Genomic DNA, 21,590 nt, shown 5'->3' on the forward strand with positions numbered 1-21,590 from the left:
GGTTGTCAGACCCCGCCCGTAAAGTCGAAGGCGTCTGATCCGACGCACGGGCGGGAGGTGGCAGGACGTATGAGCGGCACGGCTGCGGTGGCCGAGCGCACGGGAGGTTCCCGGGGGACGGAGACCGGGCTCCCGGTCCCGGTGCGCCTCGCGTCCGTCTACCTGCCCGCACCCCTGCCGCGCGAGGGCCGCCTCGCCTTCTGGGACCCCGACGGCGACGCGCTGCCCCCCGCCCCCGGCGCCGCCGCCCAGGAGCTGACGGTCGTACGACGCCATGGCGCCGGTGTGCGCCGCCGCCAGGTGCCCGCGCTGACCCTGCCGCTCGCCGAGTCCCTGCCGCTGCTGGTCCGGGCCCGGCGCGACCCGGCCGCCCACCCCGCCACCGCCTGCTGGGGCGCCGCCGCCCTGCACGCGCTGCGGCTCGTCGCCCGCGGCCGGCTGCTGCCGGGCCTCACCCCGGGCGGCCACGACGCCTGGCGGGCCGGTCCCCTGGAGCCCGACGACATCGCCCACCTGCGCGCGATCGCCGCGGCGCTGCCCCCCGAGGGCCACGCCGTGCCCCTCCCGGGCCCGGGCGCGCTCCGGCTGCCCGAGCCGGAGGCCCTGGTCCGCTCCTTCCTGGACGCGGTCGCCGACACCCTGCCGCGCACCCCCGCGGCCCCCCACGCCTCCGGCCGGCCCTTCGCCGCCCGAGAACCGCAGAGGCTGCCCGCCGCCCATGAGTGGGCCGCCGAGGTCGCCGCCGGAATGGACGCGGGCGTCCGGCTCTCGCTCCGCCTGGACCTGTCCGCGTACGACGTCTTCGACGCCGGTGCGAGTGACGGCGCCCGCGCCGCCGGTGCGGCCGTCGTGCAGGTGCACAGCCTCGCCGACCCCACCCTGGTGGCCGACGCGGCGGCCCTGTGGACGGGGGAGGCCGACACGGCGTTCGGGCCCCGCGCGCGTGTCGACGCGGCCCTCGCCGTCCGGCGCGCCGCCCGGGTGTGGGCGCCCTTGGCCCGCCTCGCCGAGCAGGACGTACCCGACGTCCTCGCCCTGTCCGAGGAGGAACTGGGCGAACTGCTCGGCGTGGCGGCGAGCCGGCTGTCCGCCGCCGGGGTCGCCGTGCACTGGCCCCGGGACCTCGCCCGCGACCTGACCGTCACCGCCGTGGTCCGCCCGGCACCCGGCTCGGCGACGGACGGCACCGGCTTCTTCGAGAGCGAGGACCTGCTGCGGTTCCGCTGGCAGCTGGCGCTCGGCGGCGACCCGCTCAGCGAGGCCGAGATGGACGCCCTCGCCGAGGCCCACCGCCCTGTCGTACGGCTCCGGGACCGATGGGTGCTGGTCGACCCCGCGCTGGTCCGCAAGGCCCGCAAGCGCGAACTGGGCCTGCTCGACCCGGTCGACGCGCTGTCCGTGGCACTGACCGGCGAGGCCGAGGTCGACGGCGAGAGCGTCGAGGTCGTCCCGGTCGGCGCGCTGGCCGCCCTCCGCGACCGGCTCACCGCGGGCCTGCTCCCCGCCGCCCCGCCCCCCGGCCTGGACGCCACCCTCCGCGACTACCAGCTGCGCGGCCTGGCCTGGCTCGACCTGATGACCTCGCTCGGACTGGGCGGCTGCCTCGCCGACGACATGGGCCTGGGCAAGACGATCACACTCATCGCCCTGCACCTCTCGCGGGCCCGCACCGAGCCGACCCTCGTCGTCTGCCCGGCCTCCCTCCTCGGCAACTGGCAGCGGGAGATCACCAGGTTCGCGCCCGGCGTGCCCGTCCGCCGCTTCCACGGCCAGGGCCGCAGCCTGGACGGCGTCGACGGCGGCTTCGTCCTCACCACGTACGGCACGATGCGCTCGGCCGCGGCCCGCCTCGCCGAGCAGCCGTGGGGCATGGTCGTCGCCGACGAGGCCCAGCACGTGAAGAACCCCTACTCCGCCACCGCCAAGGCGCTGCGCACCATCCCGGCCCCCGCGCGGGTGGCGCTCACCGGCACCCCGGTGGAGAACAACCTCTCCGAACTGTGGGCCCTGCTCGACTGGACCACCCCCGGACTCCTCGGCCCGCTGAAGTCCTTCCGCGCCCGGCACGCCCGCGCCGTGGAGAACGGCGAGGACGCGGAAGCCGTCGAGCGTCTGTCCCGCCTGGTCAGGCCCTTCCTCCTGCGGCGCAAGAAGTCCGACCCGGGCATCGTCCCCGAACTGCCGCCCAAGACCGAGACGGACCACCCGGTGCCGCTCACCCGGGAACAGGCCGTGCTGTACGAGGCAGTGGTGCGCGAGTCGATGCTGGCGATCGAGACGGCCGAGGGCATCGGGCGCCGGGGCCTGGTCCTCAAGCTGCTCGGCGCCCTGAAGCAGATCTGCGACCATCCGGCGCTCTATCTGAAGGAGGACGCGCCCGCCGACCGGCTCGCCGCGCGCTCCGGCAAACTCGCCCTCCTGGACGAGCTGCTGGACACCCTGCTCGCCGAGGACGGCTCCGCGCTCGTCTTCACCCAGTACGTCGGCATGGCCCGCCTCCTCACCGCCCACCTGTCCGCCCGCGCCGTCCCCGTCGACCTCCTGCACGGTGGCACCCCGGTCCCTGAGCGCGAACGCATGGTCGACCGCTTCCAGAACGGCGAGACCCCGGTCCTCGTCCTCTCCCTGAAGGCCGCCGGCACGGGCCTGAACCTCACCCGCGCGGGCCATGTCATCCATTTCGACCGCTGGTGGAACCCGGCCGTCGAGGAACAGGCCACGGACCGCGCCTACCGCATCGGCCAGACCCAGCCCGTCCAGGTCCACCGCCTGGTCACCGAGGGCACGGTGGAGGACCGCATCGCCGAGATGCTCGCCGCCAAGCGCGCGCTGGCCGACGCCATCCTCGGCTCCGGCGAGGCGGCACTCACCGAACTGACCGACCGCGAGCTGGCCGACCTCGTGTCCCTGCGGAGGACGTCATGACGGGCAGCGGCGAGCCCCGCCCCGGTGACGCCGCCCGCCGGGCCCTGCGGGCGGCCCGGCAGCGGGCCGAGGCCGAGCGGGAGGGGACGGCGCGGCCCACGCCCGGCCCGGCGCAGGACGCCCCGTCCCAGCCACCGCGGGACGCCTCCGCCGACACCGCCGACGGCACGGGCCCGTCCGACGGCACGGAGCCCAAGCCCGGCGACGCGGCCCGGGAGGCGCTGCGCGCTGCCCGGCGGGAGGCGTTGCGCCCGGAGGCGGGGGAACCTCGCCGCCGACGACAGGCATCCGCGCGTCCCGGCCCCGCCGCACCGGGCACCTCCTCCGCACCGGGGGAGGACGCCGGGGCCGCCCGGGTCAAGGCCGCGCAGGAGATGCGGCGCTACCTGGCGACCGCCTTCCGCATGCCCCCGTGGGCGGAAACCCCCGGCGAGCCGGACGAGCCCGTACCCGCCACTCCCGCCCCGGGCGAGCCGGCACCCGCCCCGTCCGCCCCCGCCGAGCCCGCACACGCCACTCCCGCCCCCGGCGAGCCGGACGAGCCCGCACCCGCCCCGTCCGCCCCGACCGGGTCGGCCCCTGTGACGTCGGCGCCTTCTCCCTCGTCCCCGACCGGGTCGGCCCCTGTGACGTCGGCGCCTTCTCCCTCGGCTCCGATCGGGTCGGCCCCTGTGACGTCGGGGCCCTCCCCTTCGTCCCCCACCGGGTCGGCCCCCGTGACGTGGGCGTCGTCCCCTTCGGCAACCGCTTCTGCCTCCGCGCCCGTTGAGCCGTCGTCCGGGGTGGCCGCCGCTGCCGCATCGTCAGCCGATGCGGCAGTGGCCGATGCCGGGGTGGCCGCTGCCGCACCAACCGTGCCGCCGCCCCACGTGGCCGCCCCCTCCTCTCGGGTGACCACGCCCTCGATCCGGACGGCCAGTCCGTCGGCTTCGGCGCCCACACCTGCGGTTTCGGCGACGACCTCCTCCCCGCACGCGGCCACGCGTCCCGGCTCCGCCGGTCCGTATGCGCCCCCGACCATGGCCACTCCCCACCGCGACAGCGAACTCCGCCGTACCTTCCCGGCGTTCGCGACCCGGGAAGCGGGGGCCGTGGGCGGGCCGTTCGCCGGGACCTGGTGGGGCAACGCCTGGGTCGGTGCGCTGGAGCAGGGCGCGCTGGATCCCAAGCGGCTGGGGCGGGGCCGTGGTTACGCGGACCGGGGGCATGTGGACGCCATCACCGTCACACCGGGACTGGTGCTGGCGTACGTACGGGGGAGCCGGCCGCGTCCGTACCGCGTGCAGGTGCGGGTGCGGACGCTGGAGGACGAGGACTGGGAGCGGTTCCTGAACGCCGCGGCCGACCGGCCGGGCCATATCGCGGCGCTGCTCGACAAGGAGCTGCCCCACTCCCTCGCCGACTGCGGTGTCCCCCTGCTGCCCGGCCCCGGCGACCTCGTCCCGCGCTGCAGCTGCCCCGACTCCGGCCACCCCTGCAAGCACGCCGCCGCCCTCTGCTACCAGACGGCCCGCCTGCTCGACGCCGACCCCTTCGTGCTGCTCCTGCTGCGCGGCCGGGGCGAGAAGGAGCTGCTCGACACGCTGTCCCGGCGCAGCGCCGCACGCGCGGCCCGCGCCGCGCAGGAACGACAGCCGCAGACCCTGCCCGGCGTCCGGGCCGCCGAGGCCCTCGCCCCGCGCGAACTCCCGCTGCTGCCCGCGCCGTTGCCGGTAGCGTCACACCCCGGGCAGCCCCCGGTGTACCCGTCGGCGCCCGGCGGTCCCGACCCCTTCGCGCTGGACCAGCTGGCGACCGACGCCGCCGCCCGCGCCCACGCCCTGCTCGGTACCGGGCACGATCCGGTCGGCGAGCTGACCGTGTGGCAGGACGCGGTGCGCCTCGCCGCGGCCCGCCCCGGTTCCGGGCTGACCGCCGCCACCCGCACGCTGTACGCCACGCTCGCCGGCGCCGTCGGCCGCACCCCGGCCGACCTCGCCCGTGCCGTGGCGGCCTGGCGGCAGGGCGGCCTCGCGGGGCTCTCCGTCCTGGAGGAGCCGTGGGACCCGCCGGCCGGCCGGTTCGACCGAGCCCGCCCGCTGCTGCTCGCCGCCGACCTTCCCGCGTTCCGCCCGTGGCGCAACCGCCTCACCCACCCGCGCGGCCATGTCCAGCTCCGCCTGGGCCGCGACGGCCTGTGGTACGCCTACGAGTCGGAGCCCGGCCAGGACGACTGGTGGCCCCGCGGCACCCCGGACCTCGATCCGGTGGGCGCGCTGACCGGTCTCGGCATACCGGACGACCTCTGACGCCGACGGCCGGACAGCGGGCCGCCGGTGGCGCCGTCCAGGTCGTCCGGACGGCACGTGCGGGCCGGCCGACGCCGCCGGCCCCGCGAGCCGCGGCCGGGAACCGGAGCTCAGGCCGCGGCCGGGTGGGTGGTCACCGCGCACTCGAAGGCGAGCGCGTCGTGCTGCTCGACGGTCACGCGGACGCGGCCGTCGGCGAGCGACTCGGCCGCGACCCAGGCCGGGGCGTCCAGCTCCGTGTACCGGTGGAAGGCGGCGTCCAGGCCCGTGGCGAGGACCGGCGCCGGCCCGAGGTGGTGCTGGACCGCCTGGCGGGCCGCTTCCAGGAGCAGCATGCCGGGAGCGTGATCGTTCGGATGGTCGAAGATGATCGGGTGCAGGGTGTCCACCCGCAGCTGCCAGCGGCCGTCGCCGCCGCGGGGCGAGAGCACCACGTCGTGACGGCGGTCCCGGCCGACGAGTTCGGGGCGCAGCGGCAGGGGCGGCTCGATGGCGTCGGCCATCGCCGCTTCGGCGTCCGCGTAGTTGCCGCGCAGCCGTCGGTACAGCGCCCTGCCGTGCGAGCTGAACGTGGTCGACGCGGTGGCGAGCCGCTGCCCGTCCCGGGTGGCGGTCACCTCCAGGCGCATCCCGCGCAGGACACCGGCCCGCTGCTCGACCTCCGCGCAGCGAATGCCGAGTTCGAGTTCGGCGGGCGCGGTCCCGGCGCGCAGTGCCGCCGGATCGAGCGTCACCCGCAGGTCGCGCCAGATCTGCTTGTGGTCCATGGGCGCGCCGTAGACCGCGTGGGACAGCAGCGGCACGGTCTGCCGCAGCGTCTCGCTGAACAGCAGCGGGTCGTGGAAGCCGTGGGCCGGCCCGTAGAACGCGTGCGCGCGCGGCCATTGAGCCGTGACGGTGCAGGCGTCCGCGTCCGTCTGCCGCCACCCGGTGAGGAACACCTCGGTGACCGCCGCGCGATGGACGTACTCCTTGGGAACGGTCGTCGTCAATGTGGTGAGGCCCACGGGTGTCGCGGGAGGCAGTGCCGCCCGGAAGTCCGTCACCATGCTGTCGATGGGCGCAAACGTGGTCATGTGCCTCTCCCCCAGGGCAGTTGAGAACGGTGTGCTGCCTGAACACAGGCGAGCCAGGAGCGGGCTCGGGTGGAGCGCGGAACGAATGAGCGGTGCGCGACGCTCAGTACTGTACGAACTGACCGGTTTTTTTTCCAGCCTTCCGAGTCCGTGGCCGACAGGCCCCTCGGACCGTGATCCATGGACTGTTCGACGGGGACCGTGTGAAGATCTGCACGGTCGTCAGGTTCGTCGGCCGCCGTCCGCACGTCGTGCGCGGCGGCCCGTCCGCAGGGGAGAGGAGATCCATGACCGAGCAGCTCGGAAAGCTCCGCATGGCCGCGCTCAACATCGACGGAGTGCTGCTGAACGACACGTTCAGCCCCGTCATCCACCACTTCGTGACCAGTCGCGGCGGCGTGTACTCCGCCGAACTGGAGCGCCGGATCTTCTCCCAGCCGCAGGTGGTCGCGGGCAGGGTGCTCGCGGAGACGTGCGACCTGCCGACCGCCCCGATGGAGACGATCGCGCTCTATCTGCAGGAGAGGGAGCGCTACCTCGCCGACCATCCGGTCCGCCTCCTCGACGGCGCCGTGGAACTGCTGCGCAGGCTGCGCGGGCTGGGCCTGCGGACCGTCTGCTACGGCGGGCTCGACGCCTCCCACTTCGACCGGTACCTGGGTGGGCTGGCCGACCTGTTCGACGAGCCCCGGTACGTGTGCACCAACGACATCCGCCCCGGCCTGCGCGAGATCGCGGTCGACATCGCCGGACTCGCCTGCGACGAGGTGCTGTTCATCGACGACGTGGCCCGGGTCGCGGAAGCGGCACGGGAGTTGGGTGTGCCCTTCGTCGGACACCCCAGCGACTTCGAGCACGGCCACCAGAGGCAGCTCATGGTGGAAGCCGGAGCGCGCCATGTCGTCGGCTCCCTCGACGCGATCGACGACCGGCTGCTGCGGACCATCGATGCCGAGGCGCAGGCCGGCACGCTCTGGGACGGCGCGCCGGGGAAGGTCGTGGCGTGACCTCCGACGCCGGGCTGCTGGCCGGCAAGGTCATGCTGATCACGGGCGCGAGCAGCGGCATCGGAGCGGCCACGGCCCGGGTGGGCGCGCAGCACGGTGCCTCACTGGTGCTGATGGCCCGCCGCGTAGGACGACTGGAGGACCTGGCCGCCGAGTTGCGGGAGAAGGGAGCCGACGTCGCCTGTGCGGGTGGGGATGTCACCAGCTCCGCGGACGTGGAGCGGGCGGTGCGGCTCGCCGTCGACCGGTACGGCCGGCTCGATGCCGCGTTCAACAACGCCGGCACGACGATTGAACCGGCCCTCCTGCACGAGACGGACGACGCCGACTACGACACGGTGCTCGACGTGAACCTTCGCGGTGTGTGGCTCTGTATGAAACACGAGATCACAGCGATGCTCGCGAACGGTGTGGGCGGCGCCGTCGTCAACAACAGCAGTATCGCCGGGGTTCGTGCCACCTCGGCCGGGGCGCCCTATGTGGCCGCCAAGCACGCCGTGCTGGGCCTGACCAAGGCGGCGGCGGCGCAGTACGCGGACCGCGGCGTCCGCGTGAACGCGCTCGCCACCGGGCTGACCCGCTCGGAGATGTCCGAGGGCATCTTCGCCCGGGACCCCGCGGCGGAGGACCGGATGCGCCGCCGCAACCCGCAGGGCAGAGTGGCCGATCCGGAGGAAGTGGCCCGGGTCGCGGTGTGGCTCTGCAGCGAACAGGCGAGTTTCGTCACCGGTGCGACCATGGCGGTGGACGGCGGCGCCGGAGCCTGGTGACACCAGGCGGTCAAGCCGGGCAGGACCAGGTGTGTGCGATTGATAAAGTACCTGACATCTGGTTTCTTCTGCTCCGGCGTGCTCTCGTACGACCGGGATCGGGCATCCGCGTCAGCCAGGGGGGGTTGCGTGGCGCGGACGAGAGGACGAACTCATGGCACAGCAGTTGCGCGCGATCCGGACCCGTGGAGCGATCCTGGACGCGGCGGCGGAGGTCTTCGCGCAGCACGGCTACCACGGTGCCAGCATCGCGCAGATCCTTGAGAAGGCTCAGGTCACCCGGGGCGCCCTGTACTTCCACTTCGCTTCCAAGGAGCAGTTGGTGGAGGGCATCTTCGCCCAGCAGGTGACGGAGCAGGGCTATCCGGCGCGCATCTACAAGCTCCAGGAACTGGTCGACGAGGCGATGGCGTTGGCCTGCCGCCTGCCGCAGGAGATCATGTTGCGCGCCGGTGCCAAACTGGCCATGGAGCCGCAGCTGCAGGAACTGGCGGACGGCGGCCCGTGGGAGGCGTGGGCGCAGCGGTTCGCCTCCATGGTGGAGGCCGCCAAGAGGCACGGCGAGGTCTACCCGCACGTAGTGCCCCACGATCTGGGCCGCTTCCTGGTCAGCTCCTGGATAGGCGCCCAGGTCGTGTCGGAGGTGACGTCCGACTGGACGGACCTGGAGGGGCGCATCTCGTCCCTCTTCGCCTACACGCTGCCCAGCGTCGCGCTGCCCGCGATCTTCGCGCAGCTCGAATTCGGCCCGGACCGCGGGACCCGGGTGCTCGCCGAGATGCGGGCGGATCGCCAGTCGGGGCTGGTGACCGAACAGGCGGGCTGACCGGGGTCAGGAGCCCGTGGGTGCGAGAGCGCCGGGGGAGGCGGCCGAGGTGATCGCGGGAAGCACCAGCTCCCAGACGTCGCTCAGCCAGGCGTCCTTGTGGTCGTGCTCGGTGCGGACCGCCTCCTGGTGGAGCACGAGAGCCAGGGCGAGGTCCACGACCGGCTCCGCGGCGGCATCGGGCCTCAGGCTCTTCTCCTCGTGGGCGCGCAGCACCGTCCGCTGGAGCGCGGCGCGCCAGACGAGCCGGCAGTCCAGGGCCTGCGTGGGGGGCGCTCCGCGTTCCCGGGCCAGCCGGAGGCCGGCGCGGGTGAGCGGGTCGGTCGCCAGCCTGTGCGCCAGTCTGCCCACCATGTCGCCCAGCGCCCGCAGGGCCGGGATCCCGCGGTCGTCCAGGGTCTGCAGCTCGGTGCGGGAGCGCTCGCAGGACACGTACTGCACGGCGTCGGCGAGTGCGGACTTGCTGCTGAAGTGGAAGGACAGCGCGCCTTTGCTCACCGCGGCGCGGTCGCTGATCGTCGCCAGCGTGGTTCCCTCGTAGCCGTCGCGGTCGAATATCTGGGCCGCGGCCAGAAGAAGGGCGTTACGGGTCCCTTCGGCCCTCACTTGTCTCATGCGGCGGACTCATCTCCCGGTATGGGTCGTTCAGACGACTCGGTGGTGTCCTGGATGCCGTGCACATGCAAGCAGACCCCCGGAATCGAGCGTTCTCCCGCGTGCCATCGAGCGGTAACTCCGCTGGCTGATCGGGCGGTGCGGGGGAGCGGATAACAGGAAGGCCCTTTCGGCACGGAGGCACCCTGACCGGGGTGGTGGCGTCCGGCCCGGGAGACGCCGGTTCTCCCAGGGTGCACGATGACCGGCGAACGCCCAGGTCACAGGGGTGGACCCGGGGTTGAAGCCCTGGTCGGGGGTGGGAAGATCTTCCTTGTAAACCGAACCCCCGGTTTGTAGTGTGACTCGCGGTTTGTGCCTCTGGCGTGTCCGTCGGCAGAGGCCCAATTGATGCGGGGGGAAATCATGAGGTTCCGGATGCTCGGTCCCTTGGAGGTCGTCTCCGACGGCCGGGTCGTCGATCTGGGGGGCAGCAAGCAGCGCGCGACGCTCGGGTTCTTGCTGCTGCACCCCAATCAGCCGGTGCCCGTCAGCAGGCTGTTGACGGCGCTGTGGAGTGTGGGGGAGGCCCCCGCCACGGCCCGCAAGATCCTCCAGAACGCCGTCTGGGGGCTGCGCCGAAAGCTCAACTTCGACGAGCTGTCCGCCGGTTGCGCACTGCGCACCCAGCCCCCCGGCTACGCGCTGGAGGTCGATCCCGACAGCATCGACCTGCACCGGTTCCGCAGGATGGTGGAGGAGGGGCGGGCCCTGCTCACGGCGGGCAGGGTCGACGAAGCGGCCCGCCGCCTGCGGGAGGCCCTACGGCTGTGGCGGGGCACGGTCCTCTCCGATCTGGTCGAAGTCGGGTTCGACTGGCCGGAGTTGAGTTCCCTACAGCACACCCGTCTGGACGTGATGGAGGACTACTTCGAAGCCGAACTGGTGTGCGGCCGGCACTACTCGGTGCTCTCCGAGATCGAGGCCGTCGTCGAGAGCGAGCCGCTCCGCGAGCGTTCCTGCGGTCAGCTGATGCGTGCCATGTACCGCTGCGGCCGGCAGGCCGACGCCCTCGGTGTCTACAGCCGGCTCCGGGTCTCCCTGGTGGAGGAGCTCGGCCTTGAACCGGGCCGGGAGCTGCAATCGCTGCAACAGGCCATCCTCACGCACGACCCGGCGCTCGAGTTCGCCCCGCACGCCCCACAGGCCCCGCAGTCCCTGCACGGCCCGCACGGCCTGCACACGCCGCATGCCCCGCAGGGCCTGCACGCCCCGCACGGCCTGCACACCCCGCATGGCCTGCACACCCCGCATGCCCCGCACACCTCGCCCGTCCTGCTTTCCGGCACGGCGACGCCGGCCGGCGGCCCCGCGAGGGCGGGCGCGAGCGCTTCGCGCGTACCGGCCGGGGCTGCCCCCGGCGTCCCCCGCGACCGGGACGCCGCCGACGCGGACCAGTGGTGCCCCCCTGACCCCGGGCGCGCGCGGACCCCGGTACGGCAGGAGGTCAGCGCGATGTTGCTGCGGGTCGGCGTGGACCTCCGGGCGGGCCGTCCGGACGACACGGACGCCGTGTTCGACCGGATCGACAGCAGGGTCCGGCGGGAGATCGAGAGCCGGGGCGGGAGCGTCGTGGCCGCCATGGGCACCGACACCCTCGGAGTGTTCCCCGCCCGGCCGGGCACCACCGACCACACCGAGCGCGCGGTGTGCGCCGCGACCGCCGTACGGGCCGCCTGCGCGCTCGAAGGGACCATCCCCGGGGACGTGGTGATCAGGGCCGCGATCGTGACCGGCGAGGCACTGGTGCGGCACCGCACCGAGGAGGACGTGGCCCTGTCGCCGTCGACCGGGGGCGCGCTGCTGCATGCCTGCCAGGCGATGCTGCCGCTCGTGCCGGACGGGGAGATCCAGGTCTGCCCGAGGACCCGGGAGGCGACCGAACCCGGCTGCTCCTACAGCCCGCTCGACGGAGACCCGCCCCGCTGGCAGCTGCGGCCGGCCGCTGCGCAGGCCGACACGGCCGGCCGTACCGGCCCCGGCGCCGGGACCGGGCACGAAGGCGAACTGGAGCTGCTGCACCGGCTGCTGGAGCACAGCACGCGCTGGCACCGGCAGCATCAGGTGGTGCTGCTGGGCAGTTCGGACGCGGCGCGCGCCCACCTCCTCAAGGAGTTCGGCAGGATCGCCGGGCAGGCCCCCTACGAGGCGCTGGTACTGCCCTGGGCCGGACCGCCCGCGGCGCACGACGGCCGGTTCGCCCTGTACCGGGCGATCCTGTCCGCCTACTGCGGCATACCGGAGCAGGAGCCGCCCGCCGCGGCCCGCGGCCGTCTGGAGGCGACCCTGCGCCGGATGAGCGCGGACCCGGGGCGCGTCAACTGGCTCGCCGCCCGGCTCGCTCCCTTCCTCGACCCGGCCGCACGTCCGGAGAGCGGATTCGGCACCGGGGAGTGGCTGGAGGGCTGGCGCCAGTTCGTCGAGCTGGCGAGCGGGGAGCGCCCGCTCGTCCTGATCACCGACCGGCTGCACCAGGCCGACGACGCCACGTACGACTTCCTGGAGACGCTGGCCGAACTGGCCCGTCGGCTGCCCGTCCTGGTTGTCGCGGGTGCCGAACCCGCGTCCCTGGGCCGGCGTGCCCGGCTCGCCGCCGACCAGCACTGCACCACCGTGATCCGGATGGACGCCCGGACGGCACCGGCCGTCGACCGGCTCCTCCACGGCACCGGCCTGATGCGGCTGCCGCAGCTCACGGGCGCCATGGCCGCCGCACCAAAGCTGTGTCCCGCCGGTTCGCCGTGCGCACCCGCGGCGGCCCTCGGGCCGGACGTGGCGCGCCGCCTCAACGTCGCCTGACCCGGGCCCTCATCCCGTCGGCCATCCGCGGCGCGGCAGCCCGCGGTGCGCCGGCCCCGACTGTCTCTTCGCCCTGGCCCGGCCCGCCCCGGCCCGCCCCGGCCCGCCCCGGTCCGTCCCGGCGCGGACCGGGGCCGACCGGCGGCCGATCCCCGGCCACAGCGCGAGCGGGCCGTCGATTCCGGCCTCGACCTGGTCCTGGGGCACACCCCGTCGAGAACCCCGCATTACCGGCCGGTGACGGCACCGAGGATCGTGCGTTCCTTCCTTCTGTTTGCATGATCAAGGCGGTTGGCCGGCCCTGCCGGCGTCCGGCCGCCCGATCACCTGATGCCGTCCCAGGGGGAGAACCGATGGCCGTCGATATCGGAAACGGACACGCACCGTTCTGCGTCCTGCTCGGCCCCGACTACGCGGGCAAGTCCTCGGCGCTGGACCGGCTCCGCCGCGAGGCGCCCGACTGGCGGCTGCTCTCCCTCGACGACGCCTACCTCGCCCCCGAGCACGCCGGCCTGATCGGCCGGCTGCGCCGGCACGCCGTCCAGGACGTCGCCGCCCGGCCGGGCACCTGGTCCCCGGAGTTCTTCGCCACCCTCCTGCAGACCGCGGTCGTCCACTTGCGCGACCAGCTGTGCCACGGCGACCCGCACACCCCGGTGGTCATCGACTCCTACTACTACAAGCTGCTGGCGAAATGCCGGCTCGCCGGAGCACCGGACGGGCCGCCGCTCGCCTGGTGGCGCACCTTCCCCCAGCCACGCCGGATCGTCTACCTCGACGTACGACCCGAAACCGCTTGGCAGCGCTGCCGGTTCGGCGCGGACCTGAACCTCCTGGAGCACTACGGCCCGCAACCGGACTGGGACGGCTTCCGCCGCTACCAGAGCGATCTGGCCAAGATCCTGCACGGCGAGATCCAGCACCTGCCCGTGACCGTGATCCCCGAACAAGACCGCCCGGAACAGACCGCGGCGGAGATACGAGAGGTGCTCACCCGTGAGTTCCGCTGAACCCTCCACGGCTCCCGGTCCGGCGGTCCCCGACTGGACCGACCCCGACCGGCTGCGCCACTACCGCGACCGGGTGTTCACCGAACGCCGCCGCCTGCGCGCCGCCTTCGCCGATCCCGAGGCCGAGCAGCGCCGCGTCCTCGCCGACCTGCTGGAGTTCAACGCCCGTACCGAGTACGGCGTGCGGCACGGCTTCGACCGCATCCGCACCCTCGACGACTACCGCAGGGCCGTACCGCTCCAGATGTACGACGACCTCGCGCCGTACATCGAACGCGCCGCCGCCGGTGAGCCGAACGTGCTCACCGCCGACCGGCCGGCCGTCTTCTTCACCAGCAGCGGCAGCACCGGCGCGCACAAGAAGATCCCGGTCACGCCCCGTTTCATGCGCACCACCTTCTTCCCCTTCTACTACGCGGCCTGGGCGCCCCTGATCGAGCACTTCCCGGACGTCCTCGCGCACCCGGCCGCCGTCCTCAACCTCAAGCACGACCCCATCACCGCCCCGCCCACCACCGCCTCCGGACGCCCCCATGTCGGCGCCAGCCAGGTCGACTTCGGCCGGGCGTTCGGCGAGCCCCTGTCGGCGGAGCCCGGCACCGGCGCGCCCTGGGCGACCCTTCCGGTGCCGGTCGCGGCCGACGAGCACGCCGAGAAGATGTACCTGCGGCTGCGGCTGGCCGTGGAGAGCGACGTGCGCTGCGTCATCGGGATCAACCCCGCCATGGTGGCGGCCCTGCCGTACCAACTGCGCCTGTGGTGGCCCCGGATCGTCAAGGAGATCCGCGACGGCACCCTCGGCGGCGTGCCCCACGGCTCTCCGAACCCGGACCGCGCGGCCGAGCTGGAACGGCTCGCCGGCCGCCACGGCACGGTCCGCCCGGCCCACATCTGGCCCCGGATGCGTGCCCTGTTCTGCTGGACCACCGCCTCCGCCTCGCTCTATCTGCCGCGGCTGCGCGAGGAGTTCGGGGTCCACGTCACCGCGCTGCCCGCGCCGGTCGCCGCGTCCGAGGGTCCGGTGGGCGTGCCCCTGGACCGGCACCCCACCGCCGGCAGCCTCGTGGTGACCGCGTCGGTGTACGAGTTCGCCGACGCCGACGCGGACCTGGCCCCCGACACCGCCACCCTGCGCCCGCACGAACTGGAGCCGGGCCGCGACTACCACGTCGTCTTCAGCCATGTGGGCGGCCTGTACCGCTACGCCGTCGGCGACGTCGTACGGGTCGTCGATCACCTCGGCGGCGTCCCCCGCCTGGAGTACGCCGGCCGCGCCACCCGCTCCGACCACGCGGGGGAACGGCTCCGGGACGCCCAGGTGATCCGCTCCCTGGAGGCGGCCCTGCGGGCCACCGGCCTCGAACTGCGCGGCGCCACCTGCCGAGTGAGCACCCCCCAGCGCGGTCCCGCCGCCTACGAGTTCGCCGTCGCCCCGCTCACCCCGTGGAGCCAGGAGGAGGCCGGCCGCTTCACCGGGCTGCTCGACGAGGCCCTCGGCCGTGAGTCGGCCGGCTACCGCACGGCCCGGACCCAGGGCCTCCTCGGCGCCCCGTCACTGCTCGCGCTGGACGAGGAGGCGTTCCCACGCGACTGGCAGGCCCGGGTCGACAGCGGCGTCCGGCCCACCCAGGTCAAGGACCGGATCTTCCGCCAGGACCCGCGGCAGTGGGCCGCGCTGACCGGTCGTACACCCGTCCAGGACCGGCCCGCCGACGCGCCCCGGACCCGGGCCTGACCAGTCGTACACCCGTCCAGGACCGGCCCGCCGACGCGCCCCGAACCCGGCCCCCGGACCCGGGCCCTGGGGCTGGGCCCCGGGTCCGGGCCCCGGGGGCTTGACCCCTGGGCCGGGGCCCCGGACCTGCACCCCTGCCCCCGGGCCTGGGCCCCGGACCTACACCCCTGGCCCCGGACCTGAACCCAGGCCCCGGACCCGGCCCCCGGACCTGAGCGCGCCGCACCTGAGCGCGCCGCACCTGAGCGCGCCGCACCTGAGTCCCGGACCTGAGTCCCGGGCCCGGCGGTCCGCGGACATCACCCGTCACCACCGTGAAGAGGACCTCCATGACGCCACAGCTGGACGCCGTAGAACGGACCGCGCTGCTCACCGCCGCCCTGCGCGCGGCCGAGACCCGGCGCCCGGACCGCCTGTACGAGGACCCGTACGCCGAGCGGCTCGCCGGCGAGACCGGGACCGACCTGCTCGCCGCGGTCCGGGCGGCCACCTTCCCGCCGGGAGGCGAGCGCGCCCTGCCCAGCACCCCCGACTACAACGCGATCCGCACCCGGTTCTTCGACGACTACCTCCAGCAGGCCGCCCAGGACCCCGGCACCACCCAGATCGTGCTGGCCCCCGCCGGCATGGACTCGCGGGCCTACCGCCTCGACTGGCCGGACCGCGTCCGCTGGTTCGAGGTCGACCGGCCGGCCGTCCTCGCCCACAAGGACGCGAGCCTGGCCGGCGTCGAGCCCCGCGTGCGCCGCCACGCGGTGGCCGTCGACCTCACCGCCCCCGACTGGCCCGAGCGGCTGCTGGACGCGGGATACGACCCCACCGTCCCCTCCACCTGGCTCGTCGAAGGACTGCTGTACTACATCCCGGAGCCCGGCACCCACCGCATCCTGCAGCAGGTCGCCGAGATCTCCGCGCCGGGCAGCCGGATCGCCGCCGACCTCGTCAACAGCGCCGCGCTGACGCTGCCCGGCATGCGCGGCCTGCTCGACGTGTTCGCGGGCTGGGGCTGCCCCTGGCTGTTCGGCAGCGACGAACCCGAGGAGTTGTTCGACGCCCACGGCTTCACCGTGCACGCCACCCAGCCCGGTGAGGAGGGCGCCGGTTATGGCCGGTGGCCCGACCCGGTGCCGCCGCGCACCGAACGCGACGTACGACGGGTGTTCTTCGTGCACGGCAGGCGCCGCTGACATGCCGGCCACAGTCACCGCCGGGGGCAGCGCCGCGGGACCGGCCGCCGCTCTCGCGCACAGCCGCCCTGACCTGCCTGTCCTGTTCCCCGGCCACGCCCCCGCCCCGCCGCGCCGCCTGACCGACCCCCTGCCCGCCTCCGCCTCGGACCGCACGCCACAGCCCGCGGAGCTGTCCGGCGACACCGGGTCCCGGGACCGGGTCCGCCAGACGCCGGCCCCCGACACCGCGCATCCGGCGAGGCCGAGCCGATCCGGCCTCGTCCGGTGCGTGACGGCAGCGGAAGGAGCCTCGGTATGACGGCGCTCGCCACCGAACCGGCGGTCCCGCAGGCGGCGACGGGGACCGCACGCCGAGTGCTGCTCGCCCCGATCACCATCACCCCCTCCAAACCCCTCACACCCAGCCACCTCAAGGGGCTGCTGTGGACGGACGTGATGTACCGGGCCACGCGATCCCTCGCGCACGTCACCCACCATTGCAGCCACACCACCTACCACCCCACCGAACAGACACTGGGCTTTTGGGAGTTCCTCGACCGCACGGAGGGCGACACCGACTACGACGACCTCACCGAGGAGGACATCGGCGCCCTGTACGTCGCCTTCCGCGCCGCTCCGCGCCCCTCCGCCCGGGACCTGCGACCGTACGCGGAGGCGGCCGAGCGCGGCTGGGTGCATCCGGCGAGCACGCGCGTGCTGACCCTGTGGAGCGGGCACTACGCCCGCCTCGGCCTGCACGATCCCGGGCTGCTGCGGTATCAGCCGCCGGGCCTCGGTCTGGACGCGGCGCTCGACCGGCTCACCGGTCTCGGCATGTGCCTGGACCAGCGGGCCGTCGGCGGCCCCGTCTTCCTCGACCTCACCCGCCACGGGCTGCCGCTGCGCCGACTGGTCACCGCCGACGGGCGCCCCAACTACCTCGCCTGCGCGCTGCGCGAACTGCTCCCGATCGCCGCCGGGTTCGATGAGGTCGTGCTCCTGTACGACACCGAACTCGACGCCGACCAGCAGCAGTTGGCGCGCGTCCTGTCCGCTCTGGGCCCCAGCGTCCGGCGGGTACCCATCGGACGGGTGCCCATCGACGGGCAGATCCGTTCGGCCCGGCAGGGCGGATGGGAGGGTCTGCACGCCGGTGCGCTCCTGGACGCCGCCGCCGACCGCGACCCGGCTGTCGTACGTCTCGGTATGCGGCTGTACTTCATCGCCGTCCTCGGGCCGGGCCAACAGCAGTCGTTCCGGCCCGACCTGCTCGACCAGAGCCTCAAGCGGGCCGAACGCCTCCTGGCGTCGGCCCAGCAGTCGCAGTCGCAGCCGCAACCACAGCCGCAGGCGCAGATGCAGCCGCAGCCGCAGCCGCAACCACAGCCGCAGGCGCAGATGCAGCCGCAGCCGCAGCCGCCAGCACAGTCGCAGCCGCCGGTTCAGCCGCAGCCCGAGCCGCTGGCCGCCCGGCTCGCGCGCCACCGCAAGGACCACACGTACGTCGACCCGTACCGGCTCACCTCCGGCCTGCTCGGCAGACGCCGGGCCGCGCCGGGGCTCGACCTTCTCACCTCGGTGTACCTATGACCCGGACCCAAAAGCTCCTGCGCGAGCACACCGCCGTCCGCATCCGGGCGGCCCGTCCCGACCTCGCCGACCGGCACGACCTCGCCACCCACGACGGTCTCCTCGCCGCCCACCGGCACATCGCCGGGGAGGAGGGCGCGGCCGAGGACGGCCAGACCCTCGCCGCCGTGGTGGTGCGGGAGGTCGACCTCGCCGGCTGGGCACGCGACACCTGCGCGTTCGCCCTCGGCGTGCCGCCCGAGCGCGCGTCCGCCTGGCGCGCCTCCTTCACCCGCACCGTGTTCCTCGCGGGCAACCCGGACCACCTGCGCGACCGCTTCGCCTTCGCTCACCTCGCCGACGACGGGTCCGCGGCGTGGACCGCACCCGGCCCCGCCTCCGGCACCACGACCCTGCGCAGGCTGCTGAAGCTGTTCGACGCCCCGGCGGAGGTACCGGCCGGACCCGCCCGGCAGATCACCGTGCCCGGTGAACCACCGCCGGGGCGCGCCCCCGTCGCGCGCGACCTGCACCTCGCCACCGCGGGCTGCACGGTCGCCGAGGCGCTGGTCCATCTCAACCACGTCCTCGTCGAAGCCGTCCTCGACGGCCTCCTGGCGCCCGGGGACCGGCTCACCCTGCACCGGGTGCCGCGCCTCGCCGCCCTGTCCGGACCTGTGACCCGGGTGCGTGCCGTACCCGATCCCCGCCTGCCCGGCCGGCTGCGGGCCGCCGCCGTGCTGACGGACGAACCCTGACGGACGAACCCTGACGGACGAACCCTGACGGACGAACCCTGACGGAGGGAGCCTGACCGACGAGGGCCTGGGGCCGGGCCGCCCGACGAGACCTGACCGAGGTCGCCATGAAGTTGCGGAAAGTTTCAGCAACTTCTTGCCGTGGCGGGGGGCCGCTGATTGACTCGGCTGACCCCGACGGCCCGAGAGGAACCCGATGGCCACCGAGACCGACGTCCTGGTCCTGGGCGGCGCGGGCGTGGACACGATCGTCCACGTCCCCGAACTGCCGCTGCCCTTCGCCGACAGCTACATGATCCGCCCCGGGATCAAGGCCCGCGCGGGACAGAGCGGCGACTTCGTCGCACTCGGCCTCACCGCCCTGGGGCTGCGCACCCACCATCTCGACATGATCGGCGACGACCCGGAGGGTGACCTGGTCCGCGCCTTCCACCGCGACCACGGCATCCCCCTCACCGCCATCCCGCAGCCCGCGGGCACCAAGCGCGCGGTCAACCTCGTCGGCCCCGACGGGCGGCGGCTGTCCCTCTACGACGACACCCGCTCCCGCGAGTCGGACCGGCTGCCCGAGGCGACGGTCCGTGAGCTCGCCGCCGCCTGCCGCCACGCCCACGTCGTCATCACCCACCCCTGCGCGGGAGCGCTGCCCCTGCTCCGCGAGGCCGGTCTCACCGTCTCCACCGACCTGCACGACTGGGACGGCGTCAACCCGTACCACGAGCCGTTCGCCCTGGAGGCGGACCTGGTCTTCCTCTCCACCAGCGCCCTGGCCGACCCGGAGCGCACCATGCGTGACATCGCCGCCCGCGGCCGGGCCAGGATCGTCGTGGCCACCGCCGGTGCGCGGGGCGCCTACCTGCTGGCGGACGGCGAGCTGACACACGTACCGGCACTCACGCCCCCCGCCCCGGTGGTGGACTCCAACGGCGCGGGCGACGCGTTCGCCGCCGGTTTCCTGCTCGGCCGGCTGAACGGCGAGGACCCGCGGCGCTGCGCCCGCTACGGAGCGATCGCCGGAGCCCACGCCTGCACCGTCCCGTCGACGCGCACCGACGTCATCACCCGGGCCGAACTCCTCGCCCGCGCGGCGGAGTCGGAGCCCACGGCCGCCACGAACAGGTGACACGGCCACCGGCACCGGCACCGGCGCCATCACCGACGCCGGCACCGGCGCTGCGGCACCGGTGGTGGTACCGGCACCGGACCGCGCGGCAGACGGCTGCTCGCCGACATCTGCTACGCCAGCCAGAACCGGCAGAACGCGGTGAAGGTGATCGCGGGCCGCAGCGACCTCGTCCTCGTCGTCGGCTCGGCCAACTCCAGCAACTCACTGCGCCTCGTGGAGGTCGCCCGGGCCGCGGGCGCCGATGCCCGGCTGCTGCCGGACCCGGACCTGCTCGACTCCGCCTGGCTGGTGAACGTACGCACGGTGGGCCTCACGGCGGGCGCGAGCGTACCCGACGTACTGGTGGAACGGGCGCTGCACCGGCTGGCGGAGCTGGGCTTCGGGGACGTCGAGACGGAGGTGACGGCCACGGAGAACGTGGCGTTCAAACTGCCGCCGGAGCTGGAGGGTCCGGAGGCGCCGGGGGATGCGACAGGGCCGGGGCGGTCGGTACGGCTCCGTGGGCCGGGCGAGCCGGCCGGGTCCGAGAAGCCGAACGAGGCAGGGGAGTGGGGAGTGCTTGAGCAACTTGAGCAACTTGAGCAACTTGGGCAACTTGAGCAACTTGAGCGTTCGGAGCGACGGGGGCAGCCCCATGCGTCGGAGCGTCCTCGGCAGGCGGAGCAGACGGTGCGGCCTCGGCAGTCGGGACAGTCGGAGCAGCCTAGGCAGTCGGGGCAGTCGGAGGAGCCCAGGCGGTCGGAGCAGCCGAGGCGGTCGGAGCGGTCGGGGCAGTCAGGGGCGGCAGGGGATTCGGGGGCCGGTACGGCGGCGGTGGCGGAGCGCGACCGCGTCGACGAGGAGACCTGCGGCAAGCTGCTGGATCGCGTCGACCGGCGGATCGAGGAGTTGCTGAGCGCCGAGGAGGCGCGCTGGAGCGCCGTGGACGCCCGGGTGGCCGAGCCGGTCGCGGCCGTCGCGGAACTGGTCGCGGCCGGAGGCAAGCGGCTGCGTCCCCTGTTCTGCGTCACCGGCTATCTGACGGCCGGCGGCGCCGCGGACGAGGACACGGTCGTCGACGCCGCGGCGGCACTCGAACTGCTGCACGCGTTCGCGCTCATCCACGACGACATCATGGACAACTCGCCCACCCGGCGCGGCGCCCCGACCGTCCACGCCGCGTACGCGGACCTCCACGCGCGGCGCGCCTGGGCGGGGGAGTCCCGCCGGTACGGCGAGGGCGTCGCCATCCTCGCCGGGGACCTGGCGCTCAGCTACGCGAACCGGCTCGCGGGCAGACTGACCGGCCCGGCGGCAGAGGTGTGGCACGAACTGGTCACAGAGATGATCATCGGTCAGCAGCTGGACATCGCGCTGGCCGCCGAGGTGGAGCCGGACCCGGAACTGGCCCGCTGGATCGCCGTGTGCAAGTCCGGCCGCTACACCATCCAACGGCCCCTCGCCCTCGGCGCGGCCATCGCCGGACGCCCCGATCTGCACGGGGTCTTCGAGGCGTACGGGGTCGCGGCCGGCGAGGCGTTCCAGCTGCGGGACGACCTGCTCGACGCGTTCGGTGACGCGGCGGTGACCGGCAAGCCGACCGGCCTGGACCTCAGCGAGCACAAGATGACCCTGCTGATCGCGCTGGCCGCGGCCAAGGACCCGCGGGTCGCCCGGCTGGTCGAGGACAGCCGCCACGCCGAGTGGAACCCGGCCGGACTGCGTGCCGCCCTGCTCGCCTCCGGAGTGCGCGCGGATGTCGAGGAGCGGATCGACGTCCTGGTCGCCGGCGCCCGCGCGGCCCTGGCGGACGCCGCCCTGCCGCACCGCTGGCGCCTGCGCCTCGAGGAACTGGCCGACATGGTCGCCTACCGCGACCGCTGACGCCGTACCCGCACC

At 74.3% G+C, this 21,590-nt stretch carries 15 protein-coding genes; 13 read left to right on the forward strand and 2 right to left on the reverse strand.

Annotated features, from left to right (window positions below):
* Window positions 1–69 precede the first annotated feature (69 nt).
* On the forward strand, window positions 70–2,925 hold the full coding sequence (locus tag ACIGYR_RS01175) for an SNF2-related protein (RefSeq protein WP_399604667.1): 2,856 nt from the start codon (window positions 70–72) through the stop codon (window positions 2,923–2,925).
* On the forward strand, window positions 2,922–5,213 hold the full coding sequence (locus ACIGYR_RS01180) for an SWIM zinc finger family protein (protein WP_399604665.1): 2,292 nt from the start codon (window positions 2,922–2,924) through the stop codon (window positions 5,211–5,213). Before ACIGYR_RS01175 ends, ACIGYR_RS01180 begins: the two co-directional genes overlap by 4 nt.
* A gap of 110 nt (window positions 5,214–5,323) precedes the next feature.
* Here ACIGYR_RS01180 and ACIGYR_RS01185 read toward each other — a convergent pair whose 3' ends face one another.
* Window positions 5,324–6,289 carry a ScbA/BarX family gamma-butyrolactone biosynthesis protein gene (locus ACIGYR_RS01185; RefSeq protein ID WP_399604664.1) on the reverse strand — a complete coding sequence of 322 codons (966 nt, stop codon included), beginning with the start codon at window positions 6,287–6,289 and terminating at the stop codon, window positions 5,324–5,326.
* 287 nt (window positions 6,290–6,576) lie between these two features.
* On the opposite strand from ACIGYR_RS01185, the gene ACIGYR_RS01190 reads away from it, so the two are divergent.
* From ACIGYR_RS01190 to ACIGYR_RS01200, 3 genes are all read left to right on the forward strand, one after another.
* Window positions 6,577–7,296 (forward strand): HAD family phosphatase, encoded by a 720-nt coding sequence (locus ACIGYR_RS01190; protein ID WP_399604662.1) that lies wholly within the window; start codon window positions 6,577–6,579, stop codon window positions 7,294–7,296.
* 32 nt (window positions 7,297–7,328) lie between these two features.
* Window positions 7,329–8,066 (forward strand): SDR family NAD(P)-dependent oxidoreductase, encoded by a 738-nt coding sequence (locus ACIGYR_RS01195; RefSeq protein WP_399604788.1) that lies wholly within the window; start codon window positions 7,329–7,331, stop codon window positions 8,064–8,066.
* A gap of 154 nt (window positions 8,067–8,220) precedes the next feature.
* Window positions 8,221–8,892, forward strand: coding sequence for a ScbR family autoregulator-binding transcription factor (locus tag ACIGYR_RS01200; RefSeq protein WP_391841498.1), 672 nt, complete (start codon window positions 8,221–8,223; stop codon window positions 8,890–8,892).
* A 6-nt stretch (window positions 8,893–8,898) separates the two neighbouring features.
* Here ACIGYR_RS01200 and ACIGYR_RS01205 read toward each other — a convergent pair whose 3' ends face one another.
* Window positions 8,899–9,507, reverse strand: coding sequence for a TetR family transcriptional regulator (locus ACIGYR_RS01205; RefSeq protein ID WP_399604659.1), 609 nt, complete (start codon window positions 9,505–9,507; stop codon window positions 8,899–8,901).
* A gap of 417 nt (window positions 9,508–9,924) precedes the next feature.
* Between ACIGYR_RS01205 and ACIGYR_RS01210 the strand changes: the two genes are divergently transcribed.
* The 8 genes from ACIGYR_RS01210 to ACIGYR_RS01245 all read left to right on the forward strand — a co-directional run bounded on the left by ACIGYR_RS01210 (window position 9,925) and on the right by ACIGYR_RS01245 (window position 21,575).
* Window positions 9,925–12,345, forward strand: coding sequence for a BTAD domain-containing putative transcriptional regulator (locus ACIGYR_RS01210; protein WP_399604657.1), 2,421 nt, complete (start codon window positions 9,925–9,927; stop codon window positions 12,343–12,345).
* Window positions 12,346–12,698: 353 nt separating this feature from the next.
* The gene (locus ACIGYR_RS01215) at window positions 12,699–13,355 is read left to right on the forward strand and encodes a hypothetical protein (RefSeq protein WP_399604655.1); all 657 of its coding nucleotides are present in this window, start codon (window positions 12,699–12,701) and stop codon (window positions 13,353–13,355) included.
* Window positions 13,342–15,090 carry a GH3 auxin-responsive promoter family protein gene (locus ACIGYR_RS01220; RefSeq protein WP_399604652.1) on the forward strand — a complete coding sequence of 583 codons (1,749 nt, stop codon included), beginning with the start codon at window positions 13,342–13,344 and terminating at the stop codon, window positions 15,088–15,090. The genes ACIGYR_RS01215 and ACIGYR_RS01220 overlap by 14 nt, the downstream gene beginning before the upstream one ends.
* Before the next feature lie 329 nt (window positions 15,091–15,419).
* Window positions 15,420–16,277 (forward strand): class I SAM-dependent methyltransferase, encoded by an 858-nt coding sequence (locus ACIGYR_RS01225; RefSeq protein ID WP_399604650.1) that lies wholly within the window; start codon window positions 15,420–15,422, stop codon window positions 16,275–16,277.
* 297 nt (window positions 16,278–16,574) lie between these two features.
* Window positions 16,575–17,849, forward strand: a complete 1,275-nt coding sequence (locus ACIGYR_RS01230; RefSeq protein ID WP_399604648.1) for a hypothetical protein — start codon at window positions 16,575–16,577, stop codon at window positions 17,847–17,849.
* Window positions 17,846–18,586, forward strand: coding sequence for a DUF6182 family protein (locus ACIGYR_RS01235; protein WP_399604646.1), 741 nt, complete (start codon window positions 17,846–17,848; stop codon window positions 18,584–18,586). Before ACIGYR_RS01230 ends, ACIGYR_RS01235 begins: the two co-directional genes overlap by 4 nt.
* A 196-nt stretch (window positions 18,587–18,782) precedes the next feature.
* The gene (locus ACIGYR_RS01240; RefSeq protein ID WP_399604644.1) at window positions 18,783–19,709 is read left to right on the forward strand and encodes an adenosine kinase; all 927 of its coding nucleotides are present in this window, start codon (window positions 18,783–18,785) and stop codon (window positions 19,707–19,709) included.
* A gap of 108 nt (window positions 19,710–19,817) precedes the next feature.
* A complete protein-coding gene (locus ACIGYR_RS01245; protein WP_400014146.1) occupies window positions 19,818–21,575 on the forward strand; it encodes a polyprenyl synthetase family protein in 1,758 nt (585 codons plus the stop codon).
* The last annotated feature ends 15 nt before the right edge of the window (window positions 21,576–21,590 follow it).

The organism is Streptomyces sp. NPDC053076 (assembly GCF_044546845.1).
GTDB lineage: Bacteria > Actinomycetota > Actinomycetes > Streptomycetales > Streptomycetaceae > Streptomyces.